This window comes from Flavobacterium sp. AC105 (genome assembly GCF_979258495.1).
Genome location: NZ_OZ409860.1, coordinates 978022 through 993572 on the forward strand (window position 1 = coordinate 978022; position 15551 = coordinate 993572).

General features: G+C 32.5%; 17 protein-coding genes. 3 read left to right on the forward strand and 14 right to left on the reverse strand.

The genetic code is table 11. From position 1 onward, the window contains the following. Window positions 1–17 precede the first annotated feature (17 nt). Together gap and lipA are read right to left on the reverse strand one after the other, a co-directional pair. The gene (gene gap / locus ACZ0AH_RS04315; RefSeq protein WP_463474621.1) at window positions 18–1016 is read right to left on the reverse strand and encodes a type I glyceraldehyde-3-phosphate dehydrogenase; all 999 of its coding nucleotides are present in this window, start codon (window positions 1014–1016) and stop codon (window positions 18–20) included. A gap of 81 nt (window positions 1017–1097) precedes the next feature. Further along, a complete protein-coding gene (lipA, locus tag ACZ0AH_RS04320; RefSeq protein WP_047774095.1) occupies window positions 1098–1964 on the reverse strand; it encodes a lipoyl synthase in 867 nt (288 codons plus the stop codon). 328 nt (window positions 1965–2292) lie between these two features. On the opposite strand from lipA, the gene ACZ0AH_RS04325 reads away from it, so the two are divergent. Beyond that, window positions 2293–3171, forward strand: a complete 879-nt coding sequence (locus ACZ0AH_RS04325; protein ID WP_463474622.1) for a M48 family metalloprotease — start codon at window positions 2293–2295, stop codon at window positions 3169–3171. 67 nt (window positions 3172–3238) lie between these two features. Here the strand turns inward: ACZ0AH_RS04325 and ACZ0AH_RS04330 are convergent, their stop codons facing one another. The 12 genes from ACZ0AH_RS04330 to recF all read right to left on the reverse strand — a co-directional run bounded on the left by ACZ0AH_RS04330 (window position 3239) and on the right by recF (window position 13556). Further along, window positions 3239–3619, reverse strand: a complete 381-nt coding sequence (locus ACZ0AH_RS04330; protein WP_463474623.1) for a PH domain-containing protein — start codon at window positions 3617–3619, stop codon at window positions 3239–3241. A 65-nt stretch (window positions 3620–3684) separates the two neighbouring features. Then, window positions 3685–4416: a DUF4184 family protein gene (locus ACZ0AH_RS04335; protein WP_463474624.1), complete on the reverse strand. Its 732-nt coding sequence runs from the start codon at window positions 4414–4416 to the stop codon at window positions 3685–3687. Window positions 4417–4593: 177 nt separating this feature from the next. Then, window positions 4594–5421: an energy transducer TonB gene (locus ACZ0AH_RS04340; RefSeq protein ID WP_463474625.1), complete on the reverse strand. Its 828-nt coding sequence runs from the start codon at window positions 5419–5421 to the stop codon at window positions 4594–4596. A 157-nt stretch (window positions 5422–5578) separates the two neighbouring features. After that, window positions 5579–6130 carry an RNA polymerase sigma factor gene (locus ACZ0AH_RS04345; RefSeq protein ID WP_463474626.1) on the reverse strand — a complete coding sequence of 184 codons (552 nt, stop codon included), beginning with the start codon at window positions 6128–6130 and terminating at the stop codon, window positions 5579–5581. After that, window positions 6121–7227, reverse strand: a complete 1107-nt coding sequence (locus tag ACZ0AH_RS04350) for a glycosyltransferase (RefSeq protein ID WP_463474627.1) — start codon at window positions 7225–7227, stop codon at window positions 6121–6123. Before ACZ0AH_RS04350 ends, ACZ0AH_RS04345 begins: the two co-directional genes overlap by 10 nt. A gap of 83 nt (window positions 7228–7310) precedes the next feature. Beyond that, window positions 7311–7925, reverse strand: a complete 615-nt coding sequence (locus ACZ0AH_RS04355) for an FMN-binding negative transcriptional regulator (RefSeq protein ID WP_463474628.1) — start codon at window positions 7923–7925, stop codon at window positions 7311–7313. A 3-nt stretch (window positions 7926–7928) separates the two neighbouring features. After that, window positions 7929–8396, reverse strand: coding sequence for a GNAT family N-acetyltransferase (locus ACZ0AH_RS04360; RefSeq protein WP_463474629.1), 468 nt, complete (start codon window positions 8394–8396; stop codon window positions 7929–7931). Between the two features lie 155 nt (window positions 8397–8551). Then, a complete protein-coding gene (murB, locus tag ACZ0AH_RS04365) occupies window positions 8552–9565 on the reverse strand; it encodes a UDP-N-acetylmuramate dehydrogenase (protein ID WP_463474630.1) in 1014 nt (337 codons plus the stop codon). A 192-nt stretch (window positions 9566–9757) separates the two neighbouring features. Then, window positions 9758–10807 carry a glycosyltransferase gene (locus ACZ0AH_RS04370; protein WP_463474631.1) on the reverse strand — a complete coding sequence of 350 codons (1050 nt, stop codon included), beginning with the start codon at window positions 10805–10807 and terminating at the stop codon, window positions 9758–9760. Between the two features lie 134 nt (window positions 10808–10941). Continuing rightward, the gene (locus tag ACZ0AH_RS04375) at window positions 10942–11619 is read right to left on the reverse strand and encodes a DUF2461 domain-containing protein (protein WP_463474632.1); all 678 of its coding nucleotides are present in this window, start codon (window positions 11617–11619) and stop codon (window positions 10942–10944) included. An 8-nt stretch (window positions 11620–11627) separates the two neighbouring features. Beyond that, window positions 11628–12326, reverse strand: coding sequence for a thioredoxin domain-containing protein (locus ACZ0AH_RS04380; RefSeq protein ID WP_463474633.1), 699 nt, complete (start codon window positions 12324–12326; stop codon window positions 11628–11630). 150 nt (window positions 12327–12476) lie between these two features. After that, entirely contained in the window at window positions 12477–13556 is a 1080-nt protein-coding gene (gene recF / locus ACZ0AH_RS04385; protein WP_463474634.1) for a DNA replication/repair protein RecF, read from the reverse strand. Between the two features lie 397 nt (window positions 13557–13953). Between recF and ACZ0AH_RS04390 the strand changes: the two genes are divergently transcribed. Continuing rightward, complete coding sequence (locus ACZ0AH_RS04390) at window positions 13954–14733, forward strand: tetratricopeptide repeat protein (protein ID WP_463474635.1); 780 nt, start codon at window positions 13954–13956, stop codon at window positions 14731–14733. 87 nt (window positions 14734–14820) lie between these two features. Further along, entirely contained in the window at window positions 14821–15393 is a 573-nt protein-coding gene (ribH, locus tag ACZ0AH_RS04395) for a 6,7-dimethyl-8-ribityllumazine synthase (RefSeq protein ID WP_463474636.1), read from the forward strand. Window positions 15394–15551: the final 158 nt, after the last annotated feature.

A 15551-nucleotide genomic window follows, 5' to 3' on the forward strand; every position in this document is an offset into this window, starting at 1 on the left:
TGCTTTTACAATGAATGCTATGTTTTTCTTATCAGTAAAATCAAATCTATTAATCTTGATGAATAGCCAATTTCATTATCGTACCAACCCACAACTTTTACCATTTTATCGATAACGGATGTTAGTTGTGCGTCAAATAAGCACGAATGTGTATTGCCAATTATATCAACAGAAACTATTGGATCTTCTGTATAATCTAATATTCCTTTTAAATTTGTTTTTGAGGCTTCTTCAAATGCTTTATTAATTTCTTCAATCGTTACAGCACGTTTTACATTAAATGTAATATCTGTCAATGAGCCATCCGGGACTGGAACGCGAATTCCGCAACCTCCGATTTTCTCATGCAATTTAGGGAAAATTTTCGTTAATGCCTTAGCAGCACCTGTAGTTGTTGGAACGATGGACTGACTTGCACCTCTTGCGCGGCGTAAATCTTTATGTGGCTGGTCGTGAAGACTTTGATCTGTTGTGTAAGAATGTATGGTTGTAATATACGCTTGCTCGATTCCGCACAATTCATCGATGATTTTGATCATCGGGGCGGCGTTATTTGTTGTACAGCTTGCATTCGAAACAATAGTTTCTGTTCCGTCCAGAATATTTTCATTTACACCAAGAACAACTGTTTTTATAGTCTCAACTTCAGACGGGGCAGAAAGAATCACCTTTTTTGCTCCGGCTTCAATATGTCTGTTTAACTCTTCGTGCGTTTTATATTTTCCCGTAGATTCTACTACAAAATCAATATTATGGCTTTTCCAGTCTAAATTTAAAATGTTTTTTTCATGGAAAAACAAATAATGCTTTTCATTAACAATAATTCCTTTTTCGTCGTGACTTACTTTAAAAGGTAAAACACCGTGAATACTGTCGTATTTAATCAAATGCGACATCGTTTTGTTATCAGCAATATCGTTAATAGCAACGACTTCAATATCAGGATGGTTTAAAAGAAGACGAAATAAATTTCTGCCAATTCTTCCAAAACCATTAATAGCAATTCTAGTTTTCAATGTTTTTTTATTTGTTTAATCGTTCAGATGTTTAATCGTTTAATTGTGTGTACGATTAAAACGATTAAACAAATAACCTTTTTATAAAATGTGTTTTTGTGCTTTGTAGGAAGAACGAACTAAAGGTCCGCTTTCGACGTGACGGAAACCCAACTCAAGACCAAATTTTTCATACTTTGCAAATTGATCCGGTGTAATAAATTCTTTTACAGGTAAATGTTTTTTACTAGGCTGTAGGTATTGGCCAATAGTAACAACGTCAACATTTGCATTACGTAAATCTGTCATAGTTTGAAAAACTTCTTCTTCAGTTTCTCCAAGACCTAACATAATACCAGATTTGGTTCTGTTAATTCCTTTTTCTTTCAGATAACGCAAAACTTCAAGACTACGGTCGTATTTTGCCTGAATACGTACTTCGCGTGTTAAACGACGAACGGTTTCAACATTGTGTGAAACGACTTCAGGATTTGCTTCAACAATTCTGTCAATGTTTCTTTCGATTCCCTGAAAATCAGGAATCAAAGTTTCAAGCGTTGTATTAGGGTTCATTCTGCGGATTGCTTTTACAGTTTCAATCCATATAATAGAACCGCCATCTTTTAAATCATCTCTGTCAACACTTGTAATTACAGCGTGTTTAATGTTCATGATTTTTATAGAACGCGCTACTTTTTCAGGTTCGTCCCAATCTACCGTTTCAGGTCTTCCGGTTTTTACACCGCAAAATCCGCAAGAACGTGTACAAACGTTTCCTAAAATCATAAAAGTGGCTGTTCCTTCTCCCCAGCATTCTCCCATATTTGGGCAGCTTCCTGAGGTACAAATGGTATTTAAGCTGTATTTATCAACTAAACCACGAAGTTCAGTATATTTTTGTCCAATTGGAAGTTTAACCTTTAACCATTTAGGTTTTCCAGTTGGTATATTTTCAATGACTGTTTCCATATATCAAAATTCAAAGTACAAAGATAAGCAATGTAGTTTATTTGGAGATTCGTTTGCCATTTAATTTGGTATTCAAGTGTTGACGTTTTCTAAAACTGATTTGATGATAAAATAGTTAAGATGTTAAAATGTTACTTTTAGAGTAAGTCATTTAATTAAAGTGTGCTTTTTTCTTTTGTTTATCGAAAGAGAAAGAATAATTATGATATCTGATTGATTTTTACTCATTTAAAATTTATATCTTTATTTGTTAAAAAATAGTCTTTAACAAATTGAAACGGCATTAATCTTGTACTACATTTGCTGTTAAATTGTAATAATAAAAAACATGAAAAAGAAATTTATCGTATTGGGAGTTTTATTTGCCACATTTGGTTTTACTAAGATGAACGCGCAAATTAATTTGGGAGATAAAGCTATAGGAGCGCTTCAAAAAGGCGTTAGCGGCTTTACATTTAGTAATGCTGATGCAGCTGCATTATCTAAGGCAGCAGTAGATAAAATGGATACTGAAAATGAAGTTGCAGCCGCTACAGATGGATACACTATAAGATTAAACAGGGTTTTTGGAAAATATACTGCCGGCGATGGATATACTTTAAATTATAAAGTTTACAAATTGAAAGAAGTAAATGCTTTCGCAACCGCTGACGGAAGCGTTCGTGTATATTCTGGTTTGATGGATATTATGGATGATAATGAATTGCTTGCCGTAATTGGCCACGAAATTGGTCACGTTGCTAATCACGATTCGCAGGATGCGATAAAAGCAGCTTATAAAAAAGAAGCTTTAATGGATGCAGCAGCTTCTCAATCGACAACAGTTGCAAGTGTTACAGATAGTCAGTTAGGAAAAATTGGAAGTTCTATTATTGACAGTAAATTTAGCCGTAAGCAAGAAGCCGAAGCCGATTTATTTTCATACAATTTCCTGAAAAAGAATGGTTATAATGTAAACGCCGAAGAATCTGCGTTTAGAATTTTAGCTAAAATGAGCGAAGGAACCGAATCTTCATTTATTGATCAAATGATGAGCTCGCATCCCGATTCAAAACAAAGAGCAGAAGATGCTAAAAAGAGAGCAGAAAAAGATGGTTTGTATAAAGCATATGTACAACAGAAAATTGTAAATACCGTTCCAGTTGCCACAAAAACTACGACAAAGAAAACAACAACCACAAAAAAAACGACAACAAAAAAGAAATAATAATTTCTGAAGTCATGAAAACAAACCCGACAAGTTTCTAAAATTTGTCGGGTTTTTTATTTTAAGATTAACCTAAAACGTGATATGCCAATACTTTTTGCACATCATATACATTTACAGATTTATTAAATTGTTTTACGATACTTGGTTGTAATTCGCTTGCAACCCAAATTTTTAATTCGGCGTCAAGATCAAAAGTTCCGGCCGTTTCTACGCTAAATCTTGTGATACTTTTGTAAGCAATCGATTTGTATTCGGTTTTGCTTCCTGTTATTCCCTGAACATCAACTAAAATTAATCTTTTGTTTGTGAAGATAAAAGTATCGCGGATTAATTTAAAACCCATTTCGATTTCTTCCGAATCAGTCAAAAGCTGTCCGTATTTTTTAATTAAATCTTCCTGACTTACAGAACCTGCGTTGCCAAGAAGTGCTGAAAATATTCCCATTTTTTAATTTTTAGTTTTAATAATTGTTTTTGCCTTTTAAAGAGATGTAAAAGTAAGGCATTTTGTTAATTTTTACGAATTGCTTTCATAAAAAGTGGCGTCAAAATAAGTGAAAGTAAAACCGCCGAAATTATAGAAACTATAATATTTCCGAATGCTTTAAAATCAAGACCGTTTAAAAATCTAATTATAAAAATTATCGTAGTAAAAGAAAATACGAAAAACCAATATGTTTTATGTATTGAAGTTATAGAAATATTATTTTTTGGAAGTTTTGATATCGAAAATATTATAATAATTGCTCCAATTAAACTACTTAAATGCTGCGCTATTTTTAAAACAGGGATTTCTTTGCCAAATAGAACAACTGAATTTCTGAGTTCAGGAATATGATTAACAAAATAACCGTGATCATGAGTAAAACCGTCCCAAAAAATATGCGATGCAATTCCAATTATAATTGAAATTATGACAACAAACCAATTAGTTTTAAAATAATTATTCCAATTAAAATTAGAAAAAGGAAGAACTCTTGATTTAATAATTTGAGGTAAATTATTGTATAAATCATTTCTAACAATATTATGAAAGATAAATGCAAGTAAGATTCCCAAAGGAAGATCAAACCAAAATATTCCATAAAGGGTATGACTGTAAATGCTTTGAACCTTCATCCGAATAAAATATTCAAAATCCGGAGTTAAACTTCCAATTACAAGTCCGGTTAATGAAAACCATTTTTTAGGCAAATATTTAAAAGGTAAAATTATCGCAGGATGAGAAAAAGTAAAAGGCATTAGCTTAAATAAATTGAGGTTCGCTTGAGGTTAAAATTAATATTAATAAATCAAGCACAAAACTTAATCTTCCATAATCTCTTAATGGTTTATAAATTTTTTTACTGTTTCATTAAAAATAAAAGACATAAAAAAAGCAGAACCTAAATTCTGCTTTTTGTTATTTACTTATTTTATTTATTCCATTTCGGTTTTTATTGTTATCGGAAGGTTGTAGGCAGTTCTTACTGCTTTTCCGTTTAAGACTCCAGGAATCCATTTTGTTTTTAATGATTTCAAAACTCTAATAGCTTCTTTACCCATTCCGTAACCAGGATCATTTTTTACCATGATATCAGTTATAGAACCGTCTCTTTCGATTACAAACGAAACATATACTTTTAGTACTTTTTCAGACTCTAATTCAGGTCTGTTAAAATTGTTTCCTACGTAAGTGTAAAACTTATTCATACCTCCAGGAAATTCCGGCAATTTGTCTAATACAGCTGCAATTACAGGAGTATTAGGGTCTACTGCTGGTGGAGCTACAGCATCACCAGTGCCTCCGTTTCCAGGTACTACATTTTCTATGGTTCCCGTTCCCGGAGTAGCATTGTCAACAAGAGCGTGATTTTCAGTGTTTTTAGCAATGTTGTCTACAGCCTGATCAGTACTAACTACAACAGGATGTGTTAATTGACTTACATCTGTTACCGGAGCCGTAGTTTGTTGTACTGGTGGCGCAGGTGGTGCTGGCGGCGGTGGCACAACGGTTGGGTCTACATTTACAACAACAACGTGTGGATCAAATGGGGGAGGAGTGCTTTCTACGATAGTAGGTTTCCTCAACATATTAATCAACAGGGGCACACTTGTCACACCTGCCAATAATACCAGTCCCATAAATAGCGCTGTAATTGTTGTTTTTGAATTCTCCTGGCGTAATTGATACGCGCCGTACTCTTTGTTTTTGTTTTCGAAAACAAGGTCAGTCCAAGTGGTTTCGTAGATGTTTGATTTAGACATGTTTATGGATTTTAAGGTTAAGTAAACATTAAATCATAGGCAGTAAAGTTTTTTGGTTTTAGCTAACAACGCAGAAGTTGTTGTTTTAGTATATGAATAATTTATTTTTTTAAGAAAAAATAGAATTATATTTTATTCTTTACCTAAAGATAATAAATTATCTATTACGTTCGATGATTTCTGCTAATAATTTTTTAGCACGAAGTAATTTTACTTTTACATTGCTCAGAGGCTCATTTATTTTGAGCGCAATTTCCTGATACGTCATTTCCTGAAAATAACGTAATTGGATTACTTCCTGATAATGTGGTTTTAATTCTTTAATGCAAAGAAGTAAACGGGAGAGATTTTGTTCCTTAATTAAGGCATCTTCTGCAGACGGTGTAGTGTCGGCTATATTGTAAGCCTGCTGATCTTCAGAATCTGTGATTTCTATAAAAAGATTCGTTTTCTTTTTGCGTAATAAATCAATATAAACATTTTTTGCAATCGCAATTAACCAGGTATTAAATTGAAATTCAGAATTGTAACTGGCAATTTTATCAAATGCTTTCGAGAAGGTTTCAATAGTAATATCTTCGGCAGTAGTTTCATTTTCGGTACGTTTTAGCATGAAGCCATAAACTTCATTCCAGTAATAATCTAATAAAAAAGTAAAGGCGATCTGGTCGCCTTTTTTTGCTTTTTCTATTTTAGAATTTATTTCCAATGTACAGGTTTTGAAAAGATATTAGTTATAAAGATATTAATTTGCGTGAATATAAGCACGATTTCTACAATAGGAAACCATATTTTAAGGTCATTTTCTTTTAATTTCCCCGCAGAAAATCCAATTACAGTCCACACAATAGTGTAACGTGTAGCTAAAATAGCCAATACAGCGATCCATTGAAATTGAAAAGACAGCAAAAGAATAACTAATAAAAAGAAGAATAATTGTGAGGTAAAAAACAAACCTAACTGCATTTTATCAAAAAACTTATAATGTTCTGCAGTCGAAATATGTCTTCTTTTTTGGGTAAACCATTCCTTGTAAGATTCCTTAGGTTTTGAATACGTAAAACTTTCAGGTGTATATGAAATTGTTGTATTTTCTTTAGTTGCAGCTTGGTTTATAAACAAATCATCATCACCGGAACGAACCTGTATATGTTCTATAAAACCATTTACATTAAAAAACTCTTCTTTTTTATACGCTAAGTTTCTTCCAACTCCCATATACGGAAGTCCGGCTTTTGTCCACGAAAAATATTGTACTGCTGTTAAAACGGTTTCAAAACGTACAACTTTGTTTAATAAAGAGCGTTCTATTTTTTCGTAACCGCCGTAACCCAAAACAATAGTTTTTTCCGTTGAAAATTGCGAGGTCATTGCCGTGATCCAGTCTTTTGAAGTTGGGTAACAATCTGCATCTGTAAAAAGTAAATAATCTTTTTTTGCAGCTTTTATTCCTAATGTCAAAGCGTATTTTTTGTTGCCCCAAAATGCTTCATTATTTTGCACTTTTACTAAACGAATATTTGGATATTGGCTTTCAAATTCTTCAAACACTTCTAAAGTTTCATCGCTTGACGCATCATCAATTAAAACAATTTCGAAATCAGAATAATTTTGTTCTGCTAATAACGGAATAAACTTTTTCACGTTTTCTTCTTCGTTTTTAGCGCAGACAATCACTGAAACCGGAAGATTTTTTGGTGTAATATTTTGTGGTTTACTGAAAGCAAATTTCCCAAAAATTCCCAAATAGTAGAAAATTTGAATAACAACAATAGCAATAAAGAAGTAAAATAAAGTTATAAGCATCTGATTTTAATGTCTTTTAATTTCTGAATCTTGCGCGTGCAAATGTACTTATGAATTCCTAATTTTCAATGGTTAAAACCAATTTACTTTCGGCATTTTGACATTTCTTCTGCAACAGCAATAGCCTGAGGGTTTTCAGTTTTTTCCAATTCCGAAATTATGTTTTTATAATTATGATCGTCTCTGTTTTGAGATAGTTTTTTGGTGGCCTGAATTTCATCAATTTCAATTTCAAAACCAAAAATTCCTCTGGCTTCGCGCATCGTTTTGGCAGATAAATCTTCAACACGAACCGGATTTACAGAAGCAGTTTCGTATTTATCAACCAGTTTTTTTAGTTGTTCAATTGTACTTTCTTCGTCAACAATTTTAATTCGGCCATAAACATGTACGGCTATATAATTCCAAGTTGGTACATTTTCATGATCATACCATGAAGATGAAATATAGCTATGCGGACCTGAAAATACGGCTAATACCTGATCGTTCTCAGCAAAACCTTCTGCTTGCGGATTTAGTTTTGAAATATGTCCTTGCAGAATTTCTTTTCCTTCAGCATTAATCTCAAGCTCTATCGGAATATGGGTAGCACATAATTTTCCGTTAGTTTGATTAATCAGGATTCCAAAACTGTTTTCTTTCAAAAAAGTTCGAATCGATTCCGGATCTTCATTTTTGTATATATCAGGCGTATACATTTGCTATAAATTTTGATTTAAAGACTTTCCGAAACAAATAGCTTCTGGTCGATCTGCATATTTTCCGTAATTCGGAATCACTTTATATCCTTGTTTTTGGTAAAACTGAGTGGCTTGCTCATTTTTTACTCTTGTTTCTAAAACCAAATCTTTATAATCACTTTTTGAAGCTATATCTTCTAAAAATGCTAAAATCGTTTGCCCAATTCTCTTTCCGGCAAATTTCGAATACATTCTTTTAACTTCTCCTGTACTATTATCAATTGGTCTAATGGCGCCACAGCCCACAATTTCATTATTAATTTCGGCTACGACAAATACAAATTTCGAATTATTATATTCCCAATCCGTGAAAGAATTTTTTCCATCACTTCCAAAACGAAGATAAAGATTTGTCGACAATTCTTCAATAATTGCGAGAACTTTTTCATTATTTGGATTCGTTATTTTTATGGAAATTGCTTCTGTCATTATATTTGGAAAATAAATGATTGTTTTGCGTTTGTCAGATCGAGCGTCCTGAAATTTTGGGAGAAATGCTTCTGTATATGAAAGGACTTCGACTTCGCTCAGTCTGACAAGAATATTAATTCGTGAAAATTAGTGTAATTCGTGGCAAAACTTAATTAAATAACATTCACTTCTGCTTCAATATGAATTCCGAAAGTTTCAAAAACAGTTTTTTGAACATCTTTCGAAACAGCCAGAATTTCTTGTCCGGTTGCGTTTCCGTAATTTACTAAAACCAAAGCCTGATTTTTATGAACTCCGGCATCGCCAAAACGTTTTCCTTTAAAGCCCGCTTGCTCGATTAACCATCCTGCCGGAACTTTTACTTCGGTTTCTGAAACTTCATAGTATTTCATTTCAGGAAACTTTTGGTGAATTTTCTCGAAATCAGATTTCAAAAGAATTGGATTTTTAAAGAAACTTCCGCTGTTTCCAAGTTCTTTCGGATCCGGTAATTTACTTTGTCTGATCGCAATTACCGCATTACTCACATCTTTTAAAGTTGGAATTGTAACGTTGTTTTTAGCCAATTCAGCTGTAATATCTCCGTAAGATGTGTTTATTTTATGATTCTGTTTTGTCAGTTTATAAATTACAGATGTAATGATATATTGATCTTTAACTTCGTTTTTAAAAATACTTTCTCTGTAACCAAAATTACATTCGGCATTTGTGAAGGTTTTCATTTCCTGAGATTCAATATTCATGGCTTCACAAGAAACAAAAGTATCTTTAATTTCAGTTCCGTAAGCACCAATATTCTGCACCGGAGTTGTGCCCACATTTCCCGGAATAAGAGACATATTTTCTAAACCTCCAAAGTTGTTTTCGATAGTATAAAGAACAAAATCATGCCATGTTTCGCCAGCCTGACTTTCAACCCAAACAAAATCTTGATCTTCTTTGACGATTTTTTTGCCTTTTAAATCAATATGAATTACCAAAGCGTCAATATCTTGAGTTAAAAGCATATTACTTCCGCCGCCTAAAATAAATTTTTTCTCGTTTTTGTGTTCTTCTAAAATAGTTTTCAATTCATCGACAGAATGAACGGCAACAAATTGTTTTGCTTTGGCTTCGATACCAAAAGTATTGTAGTTTTTTAAAGAAAAATTGGATTGGATTTCCATAAATAAAAGGCTTTTTGAATCCCGAAATCTCGAGATGATTCTGAGTTCAAAAGTAACGATTATAATTTATTTGAGCTCAATTTCTATAAAATAAGAGTTTGGGAATGCATCAAAAAATAAATTAAAAATTATTATATTTTATAAAGCTTTCAGATAAGTTTTATAATATATTAAGGTTAATTTAAAATCTTTTTACGAATCCAACAACTCATGATATTTATCTGCAATAACTTTCATATTAATATTATAATTGGCATTTTCTTCTACAAATTTTCGGTTTTGAAGAATAGCATTATTGCGTGATTCAGTATTTTCGAAAGACCAAATCAATTCTTCGGCCAGCATTTCGATATTATCAATTGCTATTAATTGCCCGTTTTCACGATGTTTGACCCAGCTTTGATTTCCTGCAATATCAGAAACTACGGGATAACAATTGCAAGCCATCGCTTCAAATAAAGATGCCGAAACGCCTTCGGTAATTGGCATACTAACATAAATATTTGATTGTTGTAATAATTTAGGAAGTTCGGTATTGGGGATTCTTCCTGTAAAGATTACTTTATTTTCAATTTGCAATTCTCTGGCTAAATCTTTCAAAAATTGCAATCTTGTTCCATCTCCAACAATCGTTAACGAAAAATCAATTTCTTTTTGATGTAAAATAGCAAAAGCTTTTAAAATAGAATCATGGCGATATTCTGGTTGTAAAGAACGCGTTACAATTGCCTCAATTTTATTAGAATTGTTTATGGAAGGAGAAAAAAGGGTCAAGTCGATTCCTTTTGGGATAACCAAAACTTTGTTCATATCGACACCAATTTCTTTCATCGAAATGGTCATAACCGGACCCCAAGCGTGAATTAAATCGGCTTTTTTGAAAGCATATTTTTGAATGATTTTCTTAAAAGGCAATAATATAGAACCGTCCGGCCATAAATCAGTTCGGCCTTGTTGTGCAATTGCAATTGGATGCATGCCTGAAATTGCTGCCAGAAAACCATAACTGGTCGTTCTTTCGGCAATAATCATATCAGGCTTTTGTTGCCTGATTGTTTTTCGAATAGAAATAGGAGAGAACACATATTCTAAAATGCGCCTGAATCGGTTGAGTTTTGAATTGTTTGGCGTTTGAAGTTCCCAGGTGCAAATTTCAAAATCGCCAAATTCTTTCAAACCTTTCATCCAGGTTATAGCATCAGCGCGATAGGATTCTCCCAGAAAAAGTATTTTTCTTTTCATTCAAATGAGTTTTTTGCCGCGAATTTCACGAATTTGCACTAATTTTTACTGGTTAGCTTTGGCAAAGTTTCAAACTTTGTCAAAGCTTTCAATTTGTGTTAATTCGTGAAATTCGTGTCAACTTTTTATGTTTTTTAAGATTCGTCCGTTTCTAAAGCGCGATTGATAAATTCATTTAAAGGTTTTAACGCAATCAGTTTCTGACTCATTTTGGCAACAAAATCTTTTTGGGTCACTTCAGAAATATCATACTTTTGAGTTGCAGTGAAACTTTTTAATTTTAAAAATTCAATTGCCGGATGCTCTTTTTCGTAACCTCTTGGCGGATTTTTAAGCGAATTGTGTTCGTTTATATCTAAACTTCCAAATTCTTTTTTGAAGTTTTTATTGGTTAGAATAGTTTCAAGATCATCATGAAAAAAAGCGATTTCTTTACGCACTTTTTTCAAATCATCCGGTTCAGGCGAATAAAATCCACCGGCAATAAAACTGGCACCTTTTTCTATATGTACATAATATCCGGCACGGTTTGCACCTTTAGCTCCGCTGGACATCCAAACGCCTAAATGCGCTTTATAAGGAGATTTATCTTTTGAAAAACGAATATCACGATTGATTCTGAAAGTACAGTTTTTAACTTCTAATAATTCCAATGATGGATCAAGTGGTTTCATTACATCCAGAAAATCACTCACTAATTGGTGATAATCTTTTTTGAAAATCTCGTATCGTTTTTTATTGTCCTGAAACCAATCTCTATTATTGTTCTTTTTTAAATCGTCTAAAAATTGCAATGATTCTTTCGTTAGCATATTTTTTGTTATTGCAGTTGTTTTTTTAAATCTTGTTCACTAATCAAACCAACGTTTTTCCACTGTACAGCTTTATTTTCGTATAAAACTAAGGTCGGAAGCTGGTCAATTTTCAACTGAGTTGCCAAAGTTTTGTCTTTATCAACGTCAATACGAATGATAACGACTTTATTGGCCATTTCTTTTTGCATTTTCAAAATATACGGTTCCATTTGTTTACAAGGTCCGCACCATTCGGCATAAAAGTCGACTAAAACTTTTTTATCAGTATTTAATAAATCATTAAAATCATTCATCGTCATGCCAACCTGAGCATTTATTGGATTAGAAAATCCCTCTGCATCCCATTTCATGATTCCGCCGTCTAGATCATAAACGGTTGTAAAACCTAATTCACTTAGTTTTTCTGCGGCTTTTTTACTTCTTCCTCCGCTTAAACAATATACAAAAACGGGTTTCGATTTATCGTAATACTTTGCTTTTTCGGCAAAATCTTCACTGTTCCAATTTACGTTTACCGCATTATCGATATGTTCAGATTCGAATTCGTCTGGAGTCCTTACGTCTAAAATCTGAGGATTTTCGGTCGTTTTGATTTTCTCTGCAAATTCTTTTGGAGCGATAGACTCAACAGAACCTGATTTTGTTTCGTTGCAGGAAAATAGTGCAACTGAAATTATTAGGAATAAAATTTTATAGAATTTCATGAGACTGAATTTTTAATGCTAAAGTAATGATTTTTCAATTTATATGTTTGCCAAGAATTACACGAATTAGCACGAATTTTTAAACGGTTGCTTTTGTTTTATTGTCAAAGTTTATTAGTGAAAATTCGTGTAATTCGTGGCAAAAATTGCTTATAAATTAAAAATTTTATAACTCTGATGTGTTGATTTTACAATTGCTTCTGTACGTTCCGGATGCGTATCAGATATAAAAAGCTGACCAAAAGTTTCACTATTTACCATTTCGATAATTTTTGCAACACGACTTTCGTCTAATTTATCAAAAATATCATCAAAAAGTAAAAGCGGTTTTACGCCACTTTGTTTTTTCAGAAATTCGAATTGAGCCAATTTTAAAGCAATCAAAAAAGATTTCTGCTGACCTTGAGATCCGAATTTTTTTATCGGATGAGAATCAATTTCAAAAGACAAATCATCTTTATGAATTCCGACACTTGTATAATGCAGCGCGCGATCTTTATTGATGTTTTCCTGTAAAAGCGTCAATAAATCTTTTTCGAACAAATGACTTTCATAAACCAATTGCACCGTTTCTTCAGATCCGGTTATGGCCTGATGATGTACATTAAATATAGGTATAAATTGTTCCAGAAAATCTTTTCGTTTTTCAAAAATAGATTGCCCAAAACTATTTAGCTGCTCATTATATATAGATAAGGTATCATTATCGAAAACATGATTCAGGGCAAAATACTTTAGCAAAGCATTTCGCTGTACAATTACTTTTTGATATTGAATAAGCTGATGCAGATAAGTCGAATCTAATTGCGAAATTACGCTATCCATAAATTTACGGCGCGTTTCGCTTCCTTCAACAATTAAATCACGATCTGCGGGAGAAATAATAACTAGCGGAATGAAACCAATATGATCTGAGAATTTATCATAAGCTTTTCCGTTTCTCTTCAGGATTTTCTTTTGTCCTTTTTTTAAACTGCAGACAATTTGTTCCGTTCTGTCATTTTTTTCTAATTCGGCATCAATTACAAAAAACTCTTCACCGTGTTTGATATTCTGAACCGCTAACGGATTAAAATAACTTTTTCCGTATGCCAAATGATAAATTGCATCAAGCACATTGGTTTTTCCAATTCCGTTTTTGCCGACAAAACAATTGATCTTGGTGTCAAAATCAAAACTGACTTCGGAGAAATTTTTATAATTGAATAAAGAAATTTTATTTAAATGCATTTTTTTGAAACTGTAATGATAAAAGTTGACATTTCCAGATTATGATTTTATCCTGCAGATTAAGTTTTTCTGCCACAGATGAAAAGATTAAAAAGGATTTTGTTCAGCAAATTTAATTTAATAAATGCTTAATCTGTGCGAATCTGTAAAATCTGTGATTAAAAAATACTTTTTCCGGATTAAGGAATTGATTTGAACAGATAATAATAAGATTTAAATTATTGAAAAATATCTACATAATAGGCTTTTAGCGCTCTTTCTGATGCATTATTTTGTTGTTATTGTTAAAGAAGCAGGCGTTTAGTGAATTATTTTTTCAAAATGGATATAAATTTGCTTTTTTTTGCTTTAGTTTCAATAAAAATTTTATTTTTGCCGTTCACTAAATTAATTTTAAATGGCTACTTACAATAAAAGAGGATATAAAGCACCAAAGGAGAAGGAAGTTAAAGAAGTAAATGAAGAACAACAGGTAATCATCGACGAAAAAGACAGCACAACAGCTGGTGTTTTCTCAAAATTAGACGAAACTGCTTCAAGAACTGAGGATTGGGTTGCTAAAAATCAAAAAATCATTATTGGTTTAGTTGCTGGTATTGCGGTTGCTACTATTGGATATTTGGCTTACCAAAAATTTATCGAAGCTCCTAAACAAGACGAAGCTGCAAACGAAATGTTTGTTGCTCAACAAAACTTTCAAAAAGCAACTGACGGTGTAGCAAGCGATTCATTATATAAATTGTCTTTGAATGGTTCTGAAGGTAAATTCGGATTCGTTAAAATTGCTGATGAATATTCTGGAACTGATGCTGGAAATTTAGCTAACTATTATGCTGGTATCGCTTATTTGAATACCGGTAAATTTGACGATGCAATTAAGTATTTAGGTAATTTTAAATCTGATGATTTAATTTTAAGTGCTTTGGCAAAAGGTGCAATTGGAGATGCTTATTCTCAAAAAAACCAACAAAAAGAAGCTTTAGACTATTATGTAAAAGCTGCTGAATCAAATAAAAATGATTTCACAACGCCTCGTTTCTTATTAAAAGCGGGTAAAACGGCTTTGGCTTTAGGTCAAAAAGAAGATGCTTTGAAATATTTAAATGATATTAAAGATAACTTCGATGCAACTCCGGAAGCAGCTTCTGTTGATGTATTGATTGGATTAGCGCAATAAAAATATTAGATTTTAGATTTTTGATTGTAGATTTGTATTTCAGAATCTGAAATCTAATGTCTAAAATCTAAAATCTTAAATTTAAAGATGGCTACCGAAAATAAAAACTTATCAGAATACGATAAAAACACGATCCCAAATGCGAAAGACTTTCGATTTGGGATTGTTGTTTCTGAGTGGAACGAAACCATAACAGAAGGACTTTATAATGGCGCTTTTGATGCCTTAGTTGATTGCGATGTGCCGCAACAGCAAATTATTCGCTGGAATGTCCCGGGAAGTTTTGAGCTGATTTATGGGGCAAAAAAAATGCTGCAAACGCAAAATGTAGATGCGGTTATCGTAATTGGATGTGTAATTCAGGGCGAAACCAAACATTTTGATTTTGTTTGTGAAGGCGTTACGCAAGGAATTAAAGATTTGAATGTTCAGACTGATATTCCGGTTATTTTTTGTGTTTTAACAGATAATAACATCCAGCAATCTATTGACAGAAGTGGAGGAATTCACGGAAACAAAGGAACTGAAGCAGCAATTGCAGCAATAAAAATGGCTTATATTCGTCAGCAGGCTTCAATGTCGCATCCGTTTAATCAGCCTTTATTGACTTCTGGAGCACTTCAAATTGAAGATGCTCCGAAAAAGATTGAAAAGGAATAGCAATATATTTTTTCTAAAATATTAAAAACCTGTACGATGTAAAATTGTACAGGTTTTTTGTTTTTTTTATGATGAGAGTTATTCTAAAAGCCAACAGAAATTCATTAAATTTGTGCTTCTTGGTTTGAAAATTTAAACCTTAACCTTTAAACTATTTT